Genomic DNA, 17,018 nt, shown 5'->3' with positions numbered 1-17,018 from the left:
TCCCACACGGAGGCAAACCATGAACCCGAAGCGCATTCCTGCCGCGATGTTCTGCGCCGTCCTGCTGGCGGCGGCCACGGCCGCAGGCGCCCAATCGGCCCAAGAGGTGCAGGCCCGGCAACGCTACGAAAGAGAGATCGCGGCCTGCAACAGCGGCACGCTGCCGGCGCCGGCGCGCGAAGCCTGCATCCGCGCCGCCGGCAACGCGCTGGACCGCGCCCTCGGCGGCCCGCCAACGGACGTCACGGCGCCCTCCGCCGACGGCCGCGCCACGATCGTCAGCCCGGCCGGCGCGCCACTGCCCTCCAGCGGCTCCGATGCGGTTCGCTCGCGCGACGGCCGCGCAACCATCGTGCTGCCGGCCGATCGCACCGCGCCTCGCTAGCCGGCATCATTGCAGTCCGGCCAGGGCGGCCTGGATGCGCTGGCCCTGCGCAGGCGTGATCAGCCCCGTCAGCAGTTCGCCGAAGCGCGCCTGGCCTGCACCCGAGTGGATGTACTGCCACCGGTAGGCCGCCAGCAAGGTCTTGCGGATGGTCTCTACCTCGCCCGCGTCCAGCACGCCGGCCTGCGGCTTGTTGGCCATGAAGTACGCACTATCGGCCTCCGCCTGCAATTGCAGCAGGCCGTCGATGCCGGCCACCAGCGCGATGAGATCGTCGACGGCCGCATCGCGTTCTTCCGGCGTGAGCTTCGCGTCCTCGCGCTGCCACTCGAGTTCGTCGAGCACGGCATGCTGCGACTCCTCCTTCCAGTGGAAGAGGAACACGTCCTTGAAGAGCGCCGAGATCTCGGCATCCACCGCAATGCTCTCGCGGTAGTGCACCTGCGTGATGAGTTCGACGTCGCAGGTCAGCGCGAGCACAGCCCAGGTGCACTTGCCGAGCACGAACTGCGCCACCGTGTTGGGCTCGGGCACGAACAGGTAGCCGGCCGGCATGCAGCGCGCGGCCAGGCCTTCGATGCGGCGGAACAGCTCCTGGTGCTTGAGCTCCTCGTCGGTGAAGCGCACCAGCGCCTCCAGCGCCACCTGGTCGCCCAGCCAGTGATCGCGGCTCACTTCGAGAATCTTGGCGCCGACGAAGCGTTCGAGCAGGCCGAACATGTTGGCGTAGGTGCGGCCCTGGATCCGGTTCAGGAAACGCCGCTCGCCGGAGCTCAGGAAAGCGAGGCGCTCCTGCAGCAGCGTCAGCCCGTCGGGCGGGAACTTGTCGGCCGCGCCGAACTCGCGCTGGCGGATCACGTCGCGATCGATGTCCCAGCGGATGCGCTTCGAGTTCTCGATGCAACGGGCATAGCGGAGGGTGGATGTCGCCTGGGACGACACGGTCTGTACGGACTGCATGGTGGGCTCCTTCGAACGCGTCAGGGGATGAACTCATTGTTCGAAGAAGCAGCCTTCGGGACCATGAGGTGGTGGTCCCGGAAATCGCGTTCGGCGGGCCGCACGACACGCAAAGCCCGGGACCACGGTCCGGGGTAGGCCTCAGCCGCGTCCCAAACCGGCGTTGCGGGCCAGCACGATCGCCTGCGGCCGGTTTTCGACTTCAAGCTTGGCGAAGATGCTGGTGATGTGGTTGCGCACCGTCTTTTCGCTGAGCTGCAGCGCCGCCGCCGCCTGGGTGTTGTCGCGGCCCTGCGCAATGAGTTCCAGCACCTCGCGCTCGCGTGCGGTCAGGCGTGCGAGCGCCGGGTCTTGCGCCCCGGCATCGACGGTGCCGAGGAAGTCCCGCACCTCTTCGACCCACAGCGGCCAGACCTCGTCCTGCGCGAGCATCAGGTGGTGCACGCTGTGCAGCGGCACGAAGCGGGCTTGCGTGATGGCGCCCGCGATGAGGCGGCCTTCGTCGAAGGGCACGCGCAGATCGCCGGTGGCATGCAGCACCAGCGTCGGGCAATGCACCTGCGGCAGCAGGTCGGACACGTCGATGCTGTCGAAGGCCCGCAAGGTGCGCGCCGCGTTGGAGGGCGAGGTCGACACGCGCGCCAGCTCGTTGAACCACTGATGCTGTTCGGGCGTTCCTTCGGGCAGGAACTGGCTCGTGAAGAACTGGCGGAAGGCCGCATCCGCACGGCCCCAGCCGATCTCCATCAGCTTCGCCTGCGTTTCGGCTTCCTCGTCGAGCACCCGCCCACCGCCGCGCTTCCTGCGCCCGCGCGCATAGCCGCCCTGCAGCACCAGGCGGCTCACCCGCTCGGGATGGCGCGCCGTGTAGGCGATGGCCAGGCTGACGCCCTGGGAGATCGCGAGCATCGGAAAGCGTTCGAGGCCGGCGGCATCGATCACCGTCTCCAGATCTTGCAGCCAGACTTCGAAACTCACCTGCTCGACCTCCCGGTCCGACAGGCCGGTGCCGCGCTGGTCATAGCGCACCAGGGTGTTGCGGGACGACAGCATCTCGAGGACGTGGCCCCAGACCGGGCTGGTGAGGTCGAACTCGAGATGCGAGAGCCAGTTGCCGACTTTCAGCAGGGGCGGCCCCCTGCCGCTCGTGGCATAGGCGATCCGCACGCCGTCGGGCGCGGTGCAGAAGCGGATCTGCTGTTTCAGCGGCATCCCATCACCCCCGGCTGGGCAGTGCCAGCGGAGGGTTATGGTGCCATGGCGGGATCGGCTTGTCAGCCGCGCTCTAGCATGCGCGCCACGTCATCCGGGATCGAAATCTCATTCTTCGTCAGCGGCTCGCACCACGGGTCGCTGGACAAGGCGACGTTTCTTGACGACAACGGTCGGAACCACGAGCGGCGGCGTTCGATGGCCGGACTGGCTCGGAACATGCGCCTCGAAGTCGCGCCCCAGGGCTTTCTTGACGCGGCTGGTATTGAGCACACGAACCACGTCGCCATTGATCTGCACATAGGAGCCGTCCTCCATCTGCGCCAATGCGCCGATCTGCATGCCTTCCTGAACGGTCCCGAGCAAGCGCACGTCGGTACGCGAGTAGGTAAAGAAGGTCCAGCGGCTGCCCAATCGAATTCGCAGGGGTTGTCGACTCATGGTGAGATCTTGTGCATGGCTGTGGTCCGGCTTCAAGAACTCGCGCCAAGACCAAACACCGCCGTCACGCGCGCCGCTCGCCAGCCTTGTGGCTTGGCGATCAGCGCAGCGGCGAAGAGATCGTAGCTTAGCGGACCCGCCGCTTCAGGCCGCAGCGCCCGCGCGCCGCTCCTTGCGCTCCGCCATCGCCTTGGCCACGCGCGGCAGGATCAGCACCGCCAGCACGACCACGATCAGCACGAAGGACATGGGCCGCTGGAAGAACACCGCCGCGCTGCCCTCGCCGATCGACATCGCGTTGCGCAGTTGCGCTTCGGCGAGCGGGCCCAGGATCATGCCCACCACCACCGGCGCGGTCGGGAAATCGAAGCGCCGCATGACGACGCCCAGCACACCGATCACGTAGAGCAGCACCAGGTCGAAGGCGCTCTGGCGCATGCCGTAGGCGCCGACCGTGGCGAAGATCAGGATGCCGGCGTAGAGCTGCGGCTTCGGGATCTTGAGCAGCTTGACCCACAGGCCGACCATCGGCAGGTTCAGCACCAGCAGCATCACGTTGCCGATGTAGAGCGACGCGATCAGCGCCCACACCAGCGCGGCTGAGGTGGTGAAGAGCTGCGGCCCGGGCTGGATGCCGTAGTTCTGGAACGCGCCGAGCAGGATGGCCGTTGTGTTCGAGGTCGGGATGCCGAGGGTGAGCAGCGGGATCAGCGCGGCGGTCACGGTCGCGTTGTTGGCGGCTTCGGGGCCGGCCACGCCTTCGATCGCGCCCTTGGTGCCGAACTCGGCCTTGCTGTCCGGGTCCTTGGCCAGCTTCTTCTCGGTCGCGTAGCTGAGGAAGGTCGGGATCTCGGTGCCGCCGGCCGGAATACAGCCGAAGGGCGCGCCGATCGCGGTGCCGCGCAGCCAGGCCGGGATCGAGCGCTTCCAGTCGCGCGCCGTCATGTGCACGCGGCTCAGCTTGTTCTGGCTTTCGACCACGCGGCCTTCGTATAGCACCGCATAGAGCACCTCGGCCACCGCGAACAGGCCGACCGCGACCAGCACGATCTCGATGCCGTCGAGCAGCTCGGGAATGCCGCCGGTGTAGCGCCCCTGGCCGGAAATCTGATCGAGCCCGATGCAGCCGGCTGCGAGGCCGATGAAGAGCGCCGTCATGCCGCGCAGCGTGCTCTTGCCGAGCACGGCGCTCACGGTCGTGAAGGCCAGCACCATCAAGAGGAAATATTCGGGCGGCCCGAGCTGGACGGCGAAGTCGGCCACGAAGGGCGCGAACAGCGTGACGACCACGGTGGCGATGCTGCCGGCCACGAAGGAGCCGATGGCAGCGGTGGCCAGCGCGGCGCCGGCGCGGCCGCTCTTGGCCATCTTGTTGCCCTCCATCGCCGTCACCATGCTCGCCGTTTCCCCCGGCGTGTTGAGCAGGATGGAGGTGGTCGAGCCGCCGTACATGGCGCCGTAGTAGATGCCTGAGAAGAAGATCATCGAGGCCGTGATGTCGACCTTGCCGGTGATCGGCAGCAGCATCGCCACTGCCACCGCGGGGCCGATGCCGGGCAGCACGCCGACGGCCGTGCCGAGGGCACAACCCACCAGGCACCAGAGCAGGTTGACGGGCGTGATCGCGAGCGCGAAGCCCTGCATCAATGCATTGAAGATGTCCATGTCAGAGCCATCCCGTGGTCGTCAGGCCCGGCAGGTTGATCGCCAGGAACTTGGTGAAGAGCCAGAACACCGGTGCCGAGATCAGCAGGCCGGTCACGATGTCGGTGGTCCAGGTGCGCGGCGCATTGACGGCCGCCTGGCCGCTCGCGCGCCGCAGGCCCTGCACGGCCAACAGGTAGCACAGCGTGCAGCTCAGGATGAAGCCGATGGTGGTGATCAGCGCCGCGTTGAGCAGCAACCCGGCCGTCACCCAGGCGAAGCCGCTCCAGTAGGTCTGCACCGCACCGGAAGGCGCATCCATCTCGCGGAAACCGCCGGTGCGCGACTCCCAGATGATCCAGGCGCCGCACACCGTGAGCGCGACCGACACCAGCCAGGGCAGGAAGTTGGGGCCGACGCCGCCGTAGCCGGCCTCGGACGAGATGCCGATCGCGCCGAAGCCGAGCGCCAGGCCGGTGAGAAGGATGCCGACGCCGACCAGCGTCTGCGGCCAGACGGCAGGCGGCGGCGATTGGGGCTCGAGCGACGCGTATCCGCTCGAGAGGGGGTCGATGTTGGACATTGTTCTGGACCTCGCGTTGGTCAAGGAAGAAAGGAGCACGCCGCCGGGCGTGCTCCCGCGCTTTCGCGAATGCGCGCTCAGACCATGCCGGACTTGATCATGGTCGCGCGCAGGCTCGCGAACTCGTCGTCCACGAACTTGGCGAAGGCCTCGCCCGACAGGACGGCCGGCGTCCAGTCGTTCTTCTTCATGGCCTCGGCCCAGGTCGGCGTCTTGATCGCCGCCAGCACCAGGTCGGTCAACGCCTTGCGCTGCTCGGCCGTGATGCCGGGCGCGCCGTAGACGCCGCGCCAGTTGCCGATCTCGACGTCGATGCCTTGCTCCTTGAGCGTCGGCACGGTGCTGCCGGGCAGGCGCGTGCCGGAGGTGACGGCGATGGCGCGCATCTTGCCCGTCTTGATGTATTCGGCGAACTCGCTGTAGCCGCTGCCGCCGACGGTGACGTTGCCGCCCAGGATGGCCGCCGTGGCTTCGCCGCCGCCGCGGAAGGCGACGTAGTTGATCTTGGACGGATCGACGCCGACCTTCTGCGCGATCATGGCCGCGGCGATGTGCTCGGTGGAGCCGCGCGAACCGCCGCCCCACTTGACGCTGCCCGGGTCCTTCTTGAGCTGCTCGACCACATCCTTCATGGTCTTCAGCGGCGAACTCGCCGGCAGCACGAACACGTTGTACTCGCTCGTGATGCGCGCGATCGGCGTGGCCTGCGAGAGGTTGACCGGCGGCTTGCCGGTGATGATGCCACCCAGCATCACGGCGCCCATCACCATCAGCGCATTCGGGTCGCCCTTGGAGCCGTTGACGAACTGGGCCAGGCCGAGCGCACCGGCGGCGCCGCCCTTGTTGTCGTAGGTGACCGTGTCGGCGAGCTTGCTGTCGGTCATCGCCTTGCCCAGCGCACGGCCCGTGGTGTCCCAACCGCCGCCAGGATTGGCCGGGATCATCATCTTGACGTTGGGGCCGGCCCAAGCCGAGAGTGGCAAGGCACCGGTGGCGGCCAGGGCGGCCAGGGACTTCAGAAAGGTATCTCGACGCATGCATGTCTCCTTGGATCTAGGAAGCTGAACGCCCGCTATGATGCGCCGCCCCGCTGTCAGTTGGCTGTCCGGCACACTGGGGTAAACACCGAAATTCCGGCCATGAAGCTGCTGCTAGTCGAAGACGATCCGTCGATGCAAACCACGCTGCAGCGCACGCTCGGGCGCCGCATGATCGACGTGCGTCTTTGCGGCGACGGCGCGGAGGCGCTCGCGCAATGGCGCGCCCTCGAGCCCGACGTGGTGGCGCTCGACCTCAGCCTGCCCACGCTGGACGGCCTGCAGGTGCTGGCGCAGGCGCGTGCCGAAGGCCTGCGCACGCCGGTGCTGCTCCTGACCGCGCGCGGCACGGTCGGCGACCGCGTCGTCGGCCTCAACGCAGGCGCCGACGACTACCTGCCCAAGCCCTTCGACCTCGACGAACTCGAAGCGCGCATCCGCGCCCTGCACCGGCGCCACCGGAGCGCTGGGCCCGAGGCCTTGACCCAGCTGCAGGTCGGCGGATTGCGCTACGAAGCCGACAGCGGCGCCATCTACCACCGCGCCGAGGTGCTCGAGCTCACGCCGCGCGAGCTCGCGCTGCTCAAGGCGCTGATGGTCAAGCCGGGTCACGCGGTCAGCAAGGAACGCCTGTTCGAGCTGGTCTTTCCCGGTGAGACGGACGTGCAGTACGAAGCGATCGAGGTCGTCGTCTACCGGCTGCGCAAGAAGCTGGCCGGCACCGGCGCCGCCTTGATGACGCTGCGCGGCCTGGGCTATCTGCTGCGCGAAGAACGATGATCCGGCCCTTCTCGCTGCGCGCCAGGCTGCTGGTCGGCATCCTGGCGCCGGTCGCGCTGTTCATCGTGATCAACAGCGTGAGCCTCTACCGCCAGAGCCTTGCGGCCGCGACCACCGCCTATGACCGCACGCTGCTCGCCTCGGCCAAGACCATCGGCGAGCAGCTCGATGTGGAGGGCTATGACGAGGCCGCGTCGCTGCGCGCCATCGTCCCCTACTCCGCGCTCGAAGCCTTCGAGGCCGACAACAAGAGCCGCATGTTCTACCGCGTGTCGGCGCAGGACGGCGAAATGATCTCGGGCTTTGCCGAACTTCCCTTCTGGCGCGGCAAGCTGCCGGACCGGCCGCCTTATGCGGCGCTGGTGGACTTCTACGATGCACGCTTCCGCGAGCAGCCGGTGCGCGTGGCGGTGCTGCTGCAGCCGGTGGCAAGCGCGCGCGGGCGCGGCATGGCCGTGGTTCAGGTGGCCGAGACGTTGGAGCTGCGCGAGACGCTGGCGCGCAAGCTGCTCATCGACACGCTCTGGCGCCAGCTGGTGCTGCTGGGCGTGATCGCGGGGGTCACCGTGTTCGTGGTGCAGCGCGCGACCCGGCCGGTGCGCGAGCTGGGCGAAGCCATCGAGGCCCGGGCCGCCGACGACCTCTCGCCGATCGACGCACCCGATGCGCCGCGCGAGCTGCGCCCGCTGGTCGACGCCACCACCCGGGTCATGGGTCGGCTGCAGCGGCTCCTGGACCACCAGAAGCGTTTCGTGCGCGACAGCGCGCACCAGCTGCGCACGCCGCTGGCCGTGCTCAAGGCCCAGGTGCAGTCGGCGCGCCGCGGCGACGTGCCGACCGCGCAGGCGCTGGGCGAGATCAGCGAAACAGTGGAGCGCGCGACCCTGCTTGCCAACCAGATGCTCTCGCTCGCCAAGGTGGAGCAGTTGCGGCAGCAGCCCGAGTCGGCGACGCTGGAGCTCGGCGAGGCGGTGCGCCAGGTGGCGCTCGACCTGTCGCCGCTGCTGGCGGACAAGGCACTCGACTTCGAGCTCTCGGTCGACGCGGCGCCGGTATGGGTGCGCGCGCACCGCTGGATGCTGCAGGAACTCGCGCGCAACCTGCTGCACAACGCCATCAAGCACAGCCCCCGCGGCGGCGCGCTCGCGGTCCGCGTGCATGCCGAGGGCGAGATGGCGGTGCTCGGCGTGTGCGACGACGGACCCGGCATCTCCGACGAATTGCGGCAGCGCCTCTTCGCGCCCTTCGCGGCCGGCGACCTGGCCAGCGGCTCCGGACTCGGGCTGGCGATCTGCCGCGAAATCGTGCTCGCGCTGGACGGGCGCATCGCACTCGACAACCGGGAAGCCAGCGGACAGCATGTCGGGCTGGATGCCGTCGTGCATCTCCCGCTGGCGCGCGATACTTGAAGCACATGGATCGACTTCGCATCGACAAGTGGCTCTGGGCCGCACGCTTCTTCAAGACCCGCTCGCTCGCGGCCGAAGAGATCGCAAAGAACCGCGTGCAGGTCAACGGCGACGTGGCCAAGGCCTCGCGCGAGGTGAAGGTGGGCGACACGGTGGCGATGCGGCTCGGCGCCCTGACGCGCATCGTCCTGGTGCGCGGCCTCAGTGGCCAGCGCGGCCCGGCGCCGGTGGCGCAGCAGCTCTACGAAGAAACGCCCGAGAGCCTGGCGGCGCAGGCGGCCGCGCGCGAGCAGCGCCGCATGGGCAGCGAGCCGGCGCTCAGCATCGAACAGGGGCGGCCCACCAAGCGCGACCGGCGCGAGCTCGACCAGGCGCGCCGCGTCGACTGGGACAGCCGCTGGAGCGCATCGCTGGATCCCGACGACAGTTGAACATCGCGTACCCTCTCGGGCTTGTCGTTTCCGAGAGGAGTACCTGCGCATGCCCAGCTTCAAGAAGTACCGCGTCGGCAGCAAGTTCAAGTTCGCCGCCATCGATTCCGCCGATACGACTTTCATCGAAGGGCACGAGGACACGCAGCGCGAGCGGCTCGATGCGCTGGCGGTCGAACTCGACGAGCTGCAGAACCTGCTGCATGCCGAGGGCCGACGCAAGCTGCTGCTGGTGCTGCAAGGCATGGACACCAGCGGCAAGGACGGCACCATCCGCTGGGTGTTCTCGCGCACCTCGCCGCTCGGCGTGCGGGTGACGGCCTTCAAGGTGCCGAGCGAAGAGGAACGCGCACACGACTACCTGTGGCGTTGCCACGCCGCGGTACCGCGCAACGGCGAGATCATGGTGTGGAACCGCAGCCACTACGAAGACGTGCTGGTGCCGGTGGTCGAAGGCTGGATCGACAAGGCCGAGATTCAGCGCCGCCACGCGCAGATCAACGACTTCGAGCGACTGCTCGCCGAGACCGGCACGGTGATCGTCAAGTGCATGCTGCACATCAGCAAGGAAGTGCAGCGCGAACGCCTGCAGGCGCGCATCGACGAGCCCGACAAGCGCTGGAAATTCAAGCTGGGCGACCTGGACGCGCGCAAGAAGTGGGACGACTACCAGCGTGCCTACGAACAGGCGCTGGCCGCCACCTCCAGCGCCCACGCGCCCTGGCACGTGGTGCCGGCCGACAGCAAGCGCCATCGAAACCTGATGATCGCGCAGCTGCTTGTGAAGACCCTGCGCGAGATGAAGCTCAAGGCGCCGGCCGCCGATCCGGCCCTGGACGGGCTGGTCGTTCAGTAGCCACCTCCCCCAAATGGCGTATTGAAGGGGCTGGGGCCCGGTGGGAGACTTCGCGCTCGCTCGATTCCGGGCCATCACTAACGCCAAGGACAAAGATGGACGTCTTGACCTACTCAGAGCTGCTCACGGGCCTTCTTGCGGCCCTTGGCACCGGCATGCTGCTCCTCACGGCAACCAGCAGGGAGCCGAAGGCGCTGCACGACGAGATCGCGCACCGGGTCGAACAGTCGATCGCCCTGCTCGACGACTGCAAGGACGCGCCCTCGCGCTGACCTCCGCCACAGCCGGAGCGCTGCCGGCTGTCATCAAAGATCGGTCAGCTCGTCATTGATGGCGCGCGCGGTCTTCATGAGATCCGGAACCAGGCGGCGCAGCACGTCCGCCAGCAGCCAGCGCGGCGAAGGCACCGCGATGTTGACGGCGCCGACCGGCTCGCCCGCGCGGTTCACGAGCGGCGCCGCGATCGAGATGTCGCCTACAAAGGCTTCCTGGTCATTCAGCGCATAGCCGAGTTCGCGCACTTTCGCGAGCACTGCGCGCAACCCCGGTAGATCGGTCACGGTGCGCTTGGTCATTGGCGTTCGCTTGGCCGCCGCCAGTATCGCGAGCGCCGCCTCTTCGTCGAGCTGCGCCAGGATCGCGCGGCCGGCAGCGCTGCAGAAGGCCGGCAGGCGCGAACCCACGTGCAGGTCGACGCTGACCGCGTGCAGGCTCGGGAAACGCGCGACATAGACGATCTCCTGGCCTTCCAGCTCCATCAGGTTCACGGTTTCGCCGGTCTTGCGGTTCAGCGCATCGAGATGCGGCGTCACCTTGTCGCGCAGGCGGTCCGTCGCCAGCACGGTGTGGCCGAACTCGAGCATCCGACCTGAGAGCGTGAAGGCCCGCGTGACGGGATGCTGGCGCAGGTAGCCCAGCGCGTGCAGCGTGTGCGTGATGCGCTGCACCGCGCTGCGGTCCATCTGCGCAATGGCTGACAGTTCCGTCAACGCCACCGCGCGCCCGGCGGCGTTGAGCGCCTCCAGCACCTGGAAGCACTTGGCGACCGAACCCATGAAGAGCGGGCTTTCGAGCCCGGCGCCGGCCTTGCGCGCCTTGCGGGCGGCCGCTGCAGCAGTGGATCTGGCTTGGGACATGCTTGCCTCGAGATCGATCGCGCATTATTGCATTGCGATATCACATATTGATAAACAATATGACAGGTAATACAGTGCGCGATTCACGAATCCTCGATGTTGCGACGTTCCCTTTTGACCGCCTTCCTGCTCGCCGCCGCCCTGCCCGGCGCCGCGGCGCACGCGCTGCAGCGCCGACGATCCGGCGCCGCTGCCGATGCCGGACGTGCCGGTGCGTGAAACGCAGCTCGCCGTCGCGGTCGTCGGTGCAGGCGTCGTCGGCAGCTGCATTGCGCTCGCGCTGCAGAAGCGCGGCGCCGCGGTCACGCTGATCGATCGCGACGAGCCCGGGCGCGGCTGCAGCTACGGCAACTCGGGCGCCATCAGCCCGGGCTCGCTGGCGCCGCTCGCGATGCCGGGGATTCTGTCCTCGGTACCCGGCATGCTGCTGGACGAGGAAAGCCCGCTGCACCTTCCGATGCGCTACCTGCCGACGGCGCTGCCCTGGCTGCTGCGCTTCGTCGCCTCCGCGCAGCCCTCGCGCGTCGCGCTCTCGGCCGCCAAGCTGGCCGCGCTGCACGCGGGCGCCGTCGACCGCCACGCCCAGCTTGCGCGCGAGCTGGGCGTGCCCGAGTTGTTCGTGCGCCGCGGACATCTGCATCTCTATCCCGACGCGCGGGCGCTGGCCAAGGACGCCGGCACCTGGCGCATGCGCAGGTACTACGGCTACCAGTTTCAGCAACTCGACCGCGCCGGCATCCTGGCGCTCGAGCCGCGCGTGGGCGAGCGCTACCAGGTCGGCGTCTTCATGGCCGACCACGCGACCATCGTCAATCCCTTCCGCTACGTGCAGGCGATGGTGCGCGGCTTCGCCAGGCGCGGCGGCCAACAGCGGCGCGACGAGGTGCAGGCGATGACGCCGCTGGCCGACGGGCGCTGGCAACTGCGCACGGCCGCCGAGGCCGATGCCGCGGCCAACACCTTCGATCGGGTCGTGGTGGCCGCCGGCGCGTGGGCGCGCCGGCTGCTGGACCCCCTCGGCGTGCGGCTCGCACTCGAAAGCCAGCGCGGCTACCACGTGCAGTTCGACGGCGGTCGCGACACCGTCTCGCGCACCGTGATCCTGGCCGACCGCAAGATCTTCGTCACGCCGATGGAAGACGGCCTGCGCGTGGGCGGCACGGTGGAGTTCGGCGGCCTCGCGAGCCCGCCCGAACCGCGCCGCGCCGCGATCCTCGAGCGCATTGCACGCGAGACCTTCGGCGGGCTCGAGGCGCTGTCGTCCACGCAGTGGATGGGCCACCGGCCCTGCATGCCCGATTCGGTGCCGGTCATCGGCCCGGCAGCCGGCCGGCCCGGCCTGTGGCTCGCGGTCGGCCACGGGCACCTGGGCCTCACGGATTCCATCAACACCGCGCAGCGCATTGCCGATGGCATGCTCGCCGCGCGGCCGGGATAGCCTCGTTGCCTCGCGGCTGGTGGCGCCCAGCGCCAGCTGTGCCTCGATCGCTGCGCGGCGCGCCGCCACCTCGCCGAAGAAGCTGTCCAGCCCGAGGCTGGCCGAGTTCAGCACGCTGCCCAGCACGATGCCCATCAGGGGAATGGCGTAGCGCGGGTCGTACCAGGGCTCGGGTCTGATCGCGGTCGCCAGCGCCAGCACCACGGTCGCCACGCTCGACAGCGTCACCACCAGCGCGCCGATGCGGTAGTTGCCGCCGCCCTGGAGCCTTTGCCTCGGCCGGACGGCCACCTCGCGCGCCGCGGCCAGGATCATCAGCACGACGATCGCCAGCGTGGCGGCGGCCGATGCCGCGCCGAACACGAGCCGCAGCACCAGGCCCACGAGCAGCAGCTGAACCATCATCCGCAGCGCCGCCCACAGCATGGGCCAGTGCAGCCGCAAGCGCAGCACGAGCGATGCGCCTGCATTGACGAGTACGAGCAGCGCGGCCAGCGCGACGTCCACGATATCGAGGTGGACGACGCTCATTGGATAACCTCCGCGCTGCGCGCTACGGTATTCGCCTTGGGAACGGCCCGGCGGCTCATAGTGGATGCAGCTTCCCCTCGATCATCTCGAAGGCACGCCGGCTCATTCGCCCGGCCTGCTCGCGCGAATGCGTGACCAGGAGAATGGCCAGGCCGGCATCGAGGCGGTTGCGAAGCAGGGCCTCCATGGCCGAGGCCGAGGCGGGATCGAGCGAGGCGGTGGGCTCGTCGAGCAGCAGCACCCGGGGCGCGCGGGCCAGCGAACGCACGAGCGCCAGCCGCTGGCGCTCGCCGGTCGACAGCCTTGCGATGTCGACGCGAAGCACGTCGAGCGCGAGATCCAGCGTTGGCAGCAGCGCATGGATCAGCGCCGCATCGCCCGAACGGAAATGCGCCGCGGCGTCCGGCGCCCACCAGGCCGGCTCGGCCGCCTGGTAGACCACGCGCCGCCGCCATTCGGGCGCGGGCCAGCTGTCGCGGCTGCGCCCTTCGAGCTCGACCTCGCCGGTGCCCGGGTCCATGTCGGCAATCAGGCGCAGCAGCACGCTCTTCCCGGAGCCCGACTTGCCGAGGACGGCCACGCATTCGCCATGGCCGATCTCCATATCGAAGGGGCCGCCGAAGGCGGAGTGCAGCCCGCGGATGGAGAGCAAGGGGGAACTCATGTCTCCTCGATCATCCATCCACAGACGTCGTTGCGCAGCATGTGGGTCCCTCCGCCGATACCCAGCCAGGCCATGGCTGGTCAAGCATCATGCGCGTCGTTGAGGGTCGGCGTCGAAGGCTGGCGCCCGCGCGTGCAGGTCGTCGCGGGTAATCCTCGGTGCGACATGGCGCCGATACCAACGCCGCACCCCGAGAAAGATGCCCGCCATCACGACGGCCAGCAAGAGCCCGGCCACGATGTCGGCCGGGAAATGAACCCCGACGTAGACACGTGCCCAGCCGGTGATCGCGGCCACGGCCGCCACGCCGATGCCCAGATCCCAAAGCCGGGGACGCAGCAGAAACACCAGCGCAACCGTGAACATCACCGCAGCGTGCGCACTCGGCAGCGATCCGCGCGCGCCATGGGCAATGTAGGCCGGGCTCAATCCCAGCATGAAAGGACGCGGTAGATTCAGCGCCGTGGCGATGGCATGCGCGATCACCGCGGTGGCCACCGCAAAGGCCAGCGTCGCCATCACGTAGCCGCGTTCCGACGGCCGCCGCCAGGCGGCCCATCCCATGAGGGCCATGCCGGCCCAGGCCCCGCCCAGCGCGATGGCCGACGCCACGGGCAGAAGCCACGGGCTGGGCTCGTAGCCCGCCGCAATCCATTGAAGCAGGGCAAGATTCAGCGCCTTCATACGAGCATGAAGCCGCGAAGGCGCGTGGTCGGCATGGCGCCACTCTAGGTGGCGCTTGTGAAGGCAAGCTGAATACCGGATTCAGCTTTGGCATGTCTGCTAGTGCCAATGGAGTGGGCCGCCCAAGTCCTCGCGGGAGGACCGCCTGCAATCCACCAGCGGCGTGCACCCCTGCATCGTCGCGGGATGCGGTAGCGGAGCACCCGGGAAGGCCACCTGTACGAAGCATGCACGGGCGTGCGACAGTTGACCAAAAGCGAGGCTCCGATGAAAGAGATCCGACTACGCTGTTCCGATGGGATCGCTAAAGACGATGAGCAGCTCACCGTTGAAGGCGTGCCGGTTCACCCGGGCGGAGGGCTGTGGCACCCCGATACGCCCGGCAACCGATGGACCCTTGAACAGGTCATGGCGGCCGGCAACGAGACCTACGGCGCCGGCACTCACTGGATCGAGGAACGCGAGGCCTGACGCCCTCTTACCCTCTTATCATCTCGCCCGTTCTCTTTCCCTCGCCCTGACATGGGCCGCTTTTCCCAGTGCTCCGCGCTCTCCTCTGCCTGCTTCTTGCCCTTCCCTTTGCCGGTCAAGCCCAGCCCCGAACCTGCCCAGTCGTCGGCACAAGTGACGGCGACACCCTCACGGCCCGCTGTGGATCGCTTGGCTCGTATGAGCAGGTGAAGGTCCGCCTCGCCGCGATCGACGCGCCTGTCACACCAGCCCTACGGCCAGCGCATCTCGCCGCGCGACGCCAATCGGTACGGCCGCCATGACGCCAAGATCAGCGCTTGAACTCGCGTCTCGGCAGAACGTCGCCGCTGCCCAATGCGCCCACTGACCCGATGGCCATTTCCCGAGAGTCAGGTCTGATATCGCCGAACCATCAGCCGCCTCCTCAACTGGATGGAGAAACGAGGCGCAACCAAAAACAGCAAAGCCCGCAGTCAGCGGGCTTTGAAGACACCTTCCCCATCGCGGTCGGCTCGTCAGGCTTTCACCTGGCCGGTGCCGACTTACGCGTATATGCGGTGACCGCATGCTCGGCACTCAACGCTATCGAGGCTAGAGACGGGCGCCGTCCCATGTCTTCACCATCCATCGATCGTGTGCATGGTCAAGTACATGGGATCGCAACAGACGCCGGCCGTTCTTCGGTGGCTTGAGGGTTTGGGGGTGAGGAACGAGGCGGCGTCGGATAACACTACCCGAACAGAAACGGTGCGCGCGCCCGAGCGGCTTCCGCCCCAGCTTCCAAAGATGTCGCCGAAGAAGTAGTGCCCTATTCTTCGGGGGATCCCCCGCCAGCGGAGAGGCGGGTATGAAGGGCGTACAAAAGCAAAACGGCCCGCGAAGGGCCGTCTTTACTAGCTATCTGGCGGAACCGGAGGGATTCGAACCCTCGATGAGGCTCTACACCCCATACTCCCTTAGCAGGGGAGCACCTTCGGCCACTCGGTCACAGTTCCTGGAAGCCGCAATTATGCCAGCTTAGGCGGCCGGTTGATCGAGATCGAAGGCCTTGTGGAGCGCGCGCACTGCGAGCTCCATGTACTTTTCGTCGATCACCACCGAGGTCTTGATCTCGCTGGTCGAGATCATCTGGATGTTGATGCCCTCCTCGCTCAGCACGCGGAACATCTTGCTCGCCACGCCGACGTGGCTGCGCATGCCGATGCCGACGATGCTGACCTTGCAGATCTTGGTGTCGCCGACGATGTCGGCGGCGCCCAGGGTCGGCAGCACCTTGGCCCTGAGCAGATCGACCGCCTTCGCATAGTCGTTGCGGTGCACGGTGAAGCTGAAGTCGGTGCGTCCGTCCTTGCTCAGGTTCTGGATGATGACGTCGACCTCGATGTTCGCATCGGCGATGGCGCCGAGGATGTGGTACGCGATGCCCGGCTTGTCGGGCACGCCGAGCACGGAGATCTTGGCTTCGTCGCGGTTGAAAGCGATGCCGGATACGACGGCTTGTTCCATGTTTTCGTCTTCCTCGAATGTGATCAGGGTGCCGGAGCGAGCTTCTTCCTTGATGTCGATGTCCCACGGCGTGAAGCTCGACAGCACGCGCAGCGGCACCTGGTACTTGCCGGCAAACTCGACCGAGCGGATCTGCAGCACCTTGGAGCCCAGGCTCGCCATCTCGAGCATTTCTTCGAAGCTCACGGTGGTCAGCCGGCGCGCGTCGGGTTCGACGCGCGGGTCGGTGGTGTAGACGCCGTCGACATCGGTGTAGATCAGGCACTCGTGCGCCTTCATCGCCGCCGCGATCGCGACCGCCGAGGTGTCGCTGCCGCCGCGCCCCAGCGTGGTGATGTTGCCCGCCTCGTCGACGCCCTGGAAGCCGGTGACGACAACCACCTTGCCGGCGTCGAGGTCGGCGCGCACGCGCTCGTCGTCGATGCTTTCGATGCGGGCCTTGGTGAAGGCGCTGTCGGTCTTGACCTGAACCTGCCAGCCGGCGTAGCTGACCGCCTGCATGCCCTCGGCCTGCAGCGCGATCGCCAGCAGCGCCGACGAAGCCTGCTCGCCGGTGGAAGCCAGCATGTCGAGCTCGCGGTTGTGGTCGTCGCCGGGTTTGGGCGGGGCCAGCTCTTTGGCGAGGCCGAGCAGGCGGTTGGTTTCGCCGCTCATCGCGCTCGGCACCACCACCATCTGGTGGCCGGCGCGTGCCCACTTGGCGACGCGCTTGGCGACATTCCGGATGCGCTCGGTCGAGCCCATCGACGTGCCGCCGTATTTGTGAACGATCAATGCCATGGGTGAAGTCAGGACAGAAGGATTCGGATACCGCGATGACGGCATCCGTGTCCCGCCGCGGGCCATTCAG

19 protein-coding genes, 1 tRNA gene and 1 pseudogene are annotated in these 17,018 nt (G+C 67.9%); 9 read left to right on the top strand and 12 right to left on the bottom strand.

Annotated features, from left to right (window positions below; translation table 11 throughout):
* Positions 1-19 precede the first annotated feature (19 nt).
* On the top strand, positions 20-385 hold the full coding sequence (locus tag ACSQ9A_RS11905; protein ID WP_436303798.1) for a hypothetical protein: 366 nt from the start codon (positions 20-22) through the stop codon (positions 383-385).
* A 6-nt stretch (positions 386-391) separates the two neighbouring features.
* Here ACSQ9A_RS11905 and ACSQ9A_RS11900 read toward each other — a convergent pair whose 3' ends face one another.
* The 6 genes from ACSQ9A_RS11900 to ACSQ9A_RS11875 all read right to left on the bottom strand — a co-directional run bounded on the left by ACSQ9A_RS11900 (position 392) and on the right by ACSQ9A_RS11875 (position 6,262).
* A complete protein-coding gene (locus ACSQ9A_RS11900) occupies positions 392-1,345 on the bottom strand; it encodes a hypothetical protein (RefSeq protein WP_436303797.1) in 954 nt (317 codons plus the stop codon).
* 141 nt (positions 1,346-1,486) lie between these two features.
* The gene (locus ACSQ9A_RS11895; RefSeq protein ID WP_436303796.1) at positions 1,487-2,557 is read right to left on the bottom strand and encodes an alpha/beta fold hydrolase; all 1,071 of its coding nucleotides are present in this window, start codon (positions 2,555-2,557) and stop codon (positions 1,487-1,489) included.
* 108 nt (positions 2,558-2,665) lie between these two features.
* On the bottom strand, positions 2,666-3,034 hold the full coding sequence (locus tag ACSQ9A_RS11890) for a hypothetical protein (protein WP_436303795.1): 369 nt from the start codon (positions 3,032-3,034) through the stop codon (positions 2,666-2,668).
* Between the two features lie 108 nt (positions 3,035-3,142).
* On the bottom strand, positions 3,143-4,663 hold the full coding sequence (locus tag ACSQ9A_RS11885; RefSeq protein ID WP_093109153.1) for a tripartite tricarboxylate transporter permease: 1,521 nt from the start codon (positions 4,661-4,663) through the stop codon (positions 3,143-3,145).
* Position 4,664: 1 nt separating this feature from the next.
* Positions 4,665-5,225: a tripartite tricarboxylate transporter TctB family protein gene (locus ACSQ9A_RS11880; RefSeq protein ID WP_436303794.1), complete on the bottom strand. Its 561-nt coding sequence runs from the start codon at positions 5,223-5,225 to the stop codon at positions 4,665-4,667.
* A 77-nt stretch (positions 5,226-5,302) separates the two neighbouring features.
* Complete coding sequence (locus tag ACSQ9A_RS11875; protein WP_093109151.1) at positions 5,303-6,262, bottom strand: Bug family tripartite tricarboxylate transporter substrate binding protein; 960 nt, start codon at positions 6,260-6,262, stop codon at positions 5,303-5,305.
* 102 nt (positions 6,263-6,364) lie between these two features.
* On the opposite strand from ACSQ9A_RS11875, the gene ACSQ9A_RS11870 reads away from it, so the two are divergent.
* The 5 genes from ACSQ9A_RS11870 (at position 6,365) to ACSQ9A_RS11850 (ending at position 10,010) form a co-directional block, all read left to right on the top strand.
* Positions 6,365-7,042: a response regulator gene (locus ACSQ9A_RS11870; RefSeq protein WP_436303793.1), complete on the top strand. Its 678-nt coding sequence runs from the start codon at positions 6,365-6,367 to the stop codon at positions 7,040-7,042.
* Complete coding sequence (locus ACSQ9A_RS11865; protein WP_436303792.1) at positions 7,039-8,451, top strand: sensor histidine kinase; 1,413 nt, start codon at positions 7,039-7,041, stop codon at positions 8,449-8,451. The genes ACSQ9A_RS11870 and ACSQ9A_RS11865 overlap by 4 nt, the downstream gene beginning before the upstream one ends.
* 5 nt (positions 8,452-8,456) lie before the next feature.
* Positions 8,457-8,882 (top strand): RNA-binding S4 domain-containing protein, encoded by a 426-nt coding sequence (locus tag ACSQ9A_RS11860; protein WP_093109148.1) that lies wholly within the window; start codon positions 8,457-8,459, stop codon positions 8,880-8,882.
* A 49-nt stretch (positions 8,883-8,931) separates the two neighbouring features.
* Complete coding sequence (locus ACSQ9A_RS11855) at positions 8,932-9,738, top strand: PPK2 family polyphosphate kinase (protein WP_436303791.1); 807 nt, start codon at positions 8,932-8,934, stop codon at positions 9,736-9,738.
* Positions 9,739-9,833: 95 nt separating this feature from the next.
* Entirely contained in the window at positions 9,834-10,010 is a 177-nt protein-coding gene (locus ACSQ9A_RS11850; RefSeq protein WP_170855677.1) for a hypothetical protein, read from the top strand.
* 33 nt (positions 10,011-10,043) lie between these two features.
* Here ACSQ9A_RS11850 and ACSQ9A_RS11845 read toward each other — a convergent pair whose 3' ends face one another.
* Positions 10,044-10,874, bottom strand: coding sequence for an IclR family transcriptional regulator (locus ACSQ9A_RS11845; protein WP_436303790.1), 831 nt, complete (start codon positions 10,872-10,874; stop codon positions 10,044-10,046).
* Positions 10,875-10,970: 96 nt separating this feature from the next.
* Between ACSQ9A_RS11845 and ACSQ9A_RS11840 the strand changes: the two genes are divergently transcribed.
* Positions 10,971-11,093 carry a hypothetical protein gene (locus ACSQ9A_RS11840; protein ID WP_280142649.1) on the top strand — a complete coding sequence of 41 codons (123 nt, stop codon included), beginning with the start codon at positions 10,971-10,973 and terminating at the stop codon, positions 11,091-11,093.
* A complete protein-coding gene (locus ACSQ9A_RS11835) occupies positions 11,071-12,312 on the top strand; it encodes an NAD(P)/FAD-dependent oxidoreductase (protein WP_436303789.1) in 1,242 nt (413 codons plus the stop codon). The genes ACSQ9A_RS11840 and ACSQ9A_RS11835 overlap by 23 nt, the downstream gene beginning before the upstream one ends.
* A 12-nt stretch (positions 12,313-12,324) precedes the next feature.
* On the opposite strand, the pseudogene ACSQ9A_RS11830 reads toward ACSQ9A_RS11835, so the two are convergent.
* The 3 genes and pseudogenes from ACSQ9A_RS11830 to ACSQ9A_RS11820 all read right to left on the bottom strand — a co-directional run.
* Positions 12,325-12,843 (bottom strand): annotated as a pseudogene (locus ACSQ9A_RS11830) (ABC transporter permease); the annotation flags it as partial.
* A 55-nt stretch (positions 12,844-12,898) separates the two neighbouring features.
* Positions 12,899-13,507: an ABC transporter ATP-binding protein gene (locus tag ACSQ9A_RS11825; protein ID WP_436303787.1), complete on the bottom strand. Its 609-nt coding sequence runs from the start codon at positions 13,505-13,507 to the stop codon at positions 12,899-12,901.
* Between the two features lie 87 nt (positions 13,508-13,594).
* Positions 13,595-14,191 carry a phosphatase PAP2 family protein gene (locus ACSQ9A_RS11820; RefSeq protein ID WP_436303786.1) on the bottom strand — a complete coding sequence of 199 codons (597 nt, stop codon included), beginning with the start codon at positions 14,189-14,191 and terminating at the stop codon, positions 13,595-13,597.
* A gap of 267 nt (positions 14,192-14,458) precedes the next feature.
* Between ACSQ9A_RS11820 and ACSQ9A_RS11815 the strand changes: the two genes are divergently transcribed.
* Positions 14,459-14,662: a hypothetical protein gene (locus ACSQ9A_RS11815; protein ID WP_436303785.1), complete on the top strand. Its 204-nt coding sequence runs from the start codon at positions 14,459-14,461 to the stop codon at positions 14,660-14,662.
* A 902-nt stretch (positions 14,663-15,564) separates the two neighbouring features.
* Here the strand turns inward: ACSQ9A_RS11815 and ACSQ9A_RS11810 are convergent.
* Both ACSQ9A_RS11810 and ACSQ9A_RS11805 read right to left on the bottom strand, forming a co-directional pair.
* A tRNA-Ser gene (locus ACSQ9A_RS11810) sits at positions 15,565-15,657 on the bottom strand.
* A 22-nt stretch (positions 15,658-15,679) separates the two neighbouring features.
* Positions 15,680-16,948 (bottom strand): aspartate kinase, encoded by a 1,269-nt coding sequence (locus tag ACSQ9A_RS11805; protein ID WP_093109140.1) that lies wholly within the window; start codon positions 16,946-16,948, stop codon positions 15,680-15,682.
* Positions 16,949-17,018 lie beyond the last annotated feature (70 nt).

It is taken from the genome of Variovorax sp. LjRoot290 (genome assembly GCF_964253985.1).
Lineage (GTDB): Bacteria > Pseudomonadota > Gammaproteobacteria > Burkholderiales > Burkholderiaceae_C > Variovorax.
The sequence above is the reverse complement of the archived record's forward strand: the minus strand, read 5'-3'. Positions and strand labels throughout refer to the sequence as shown.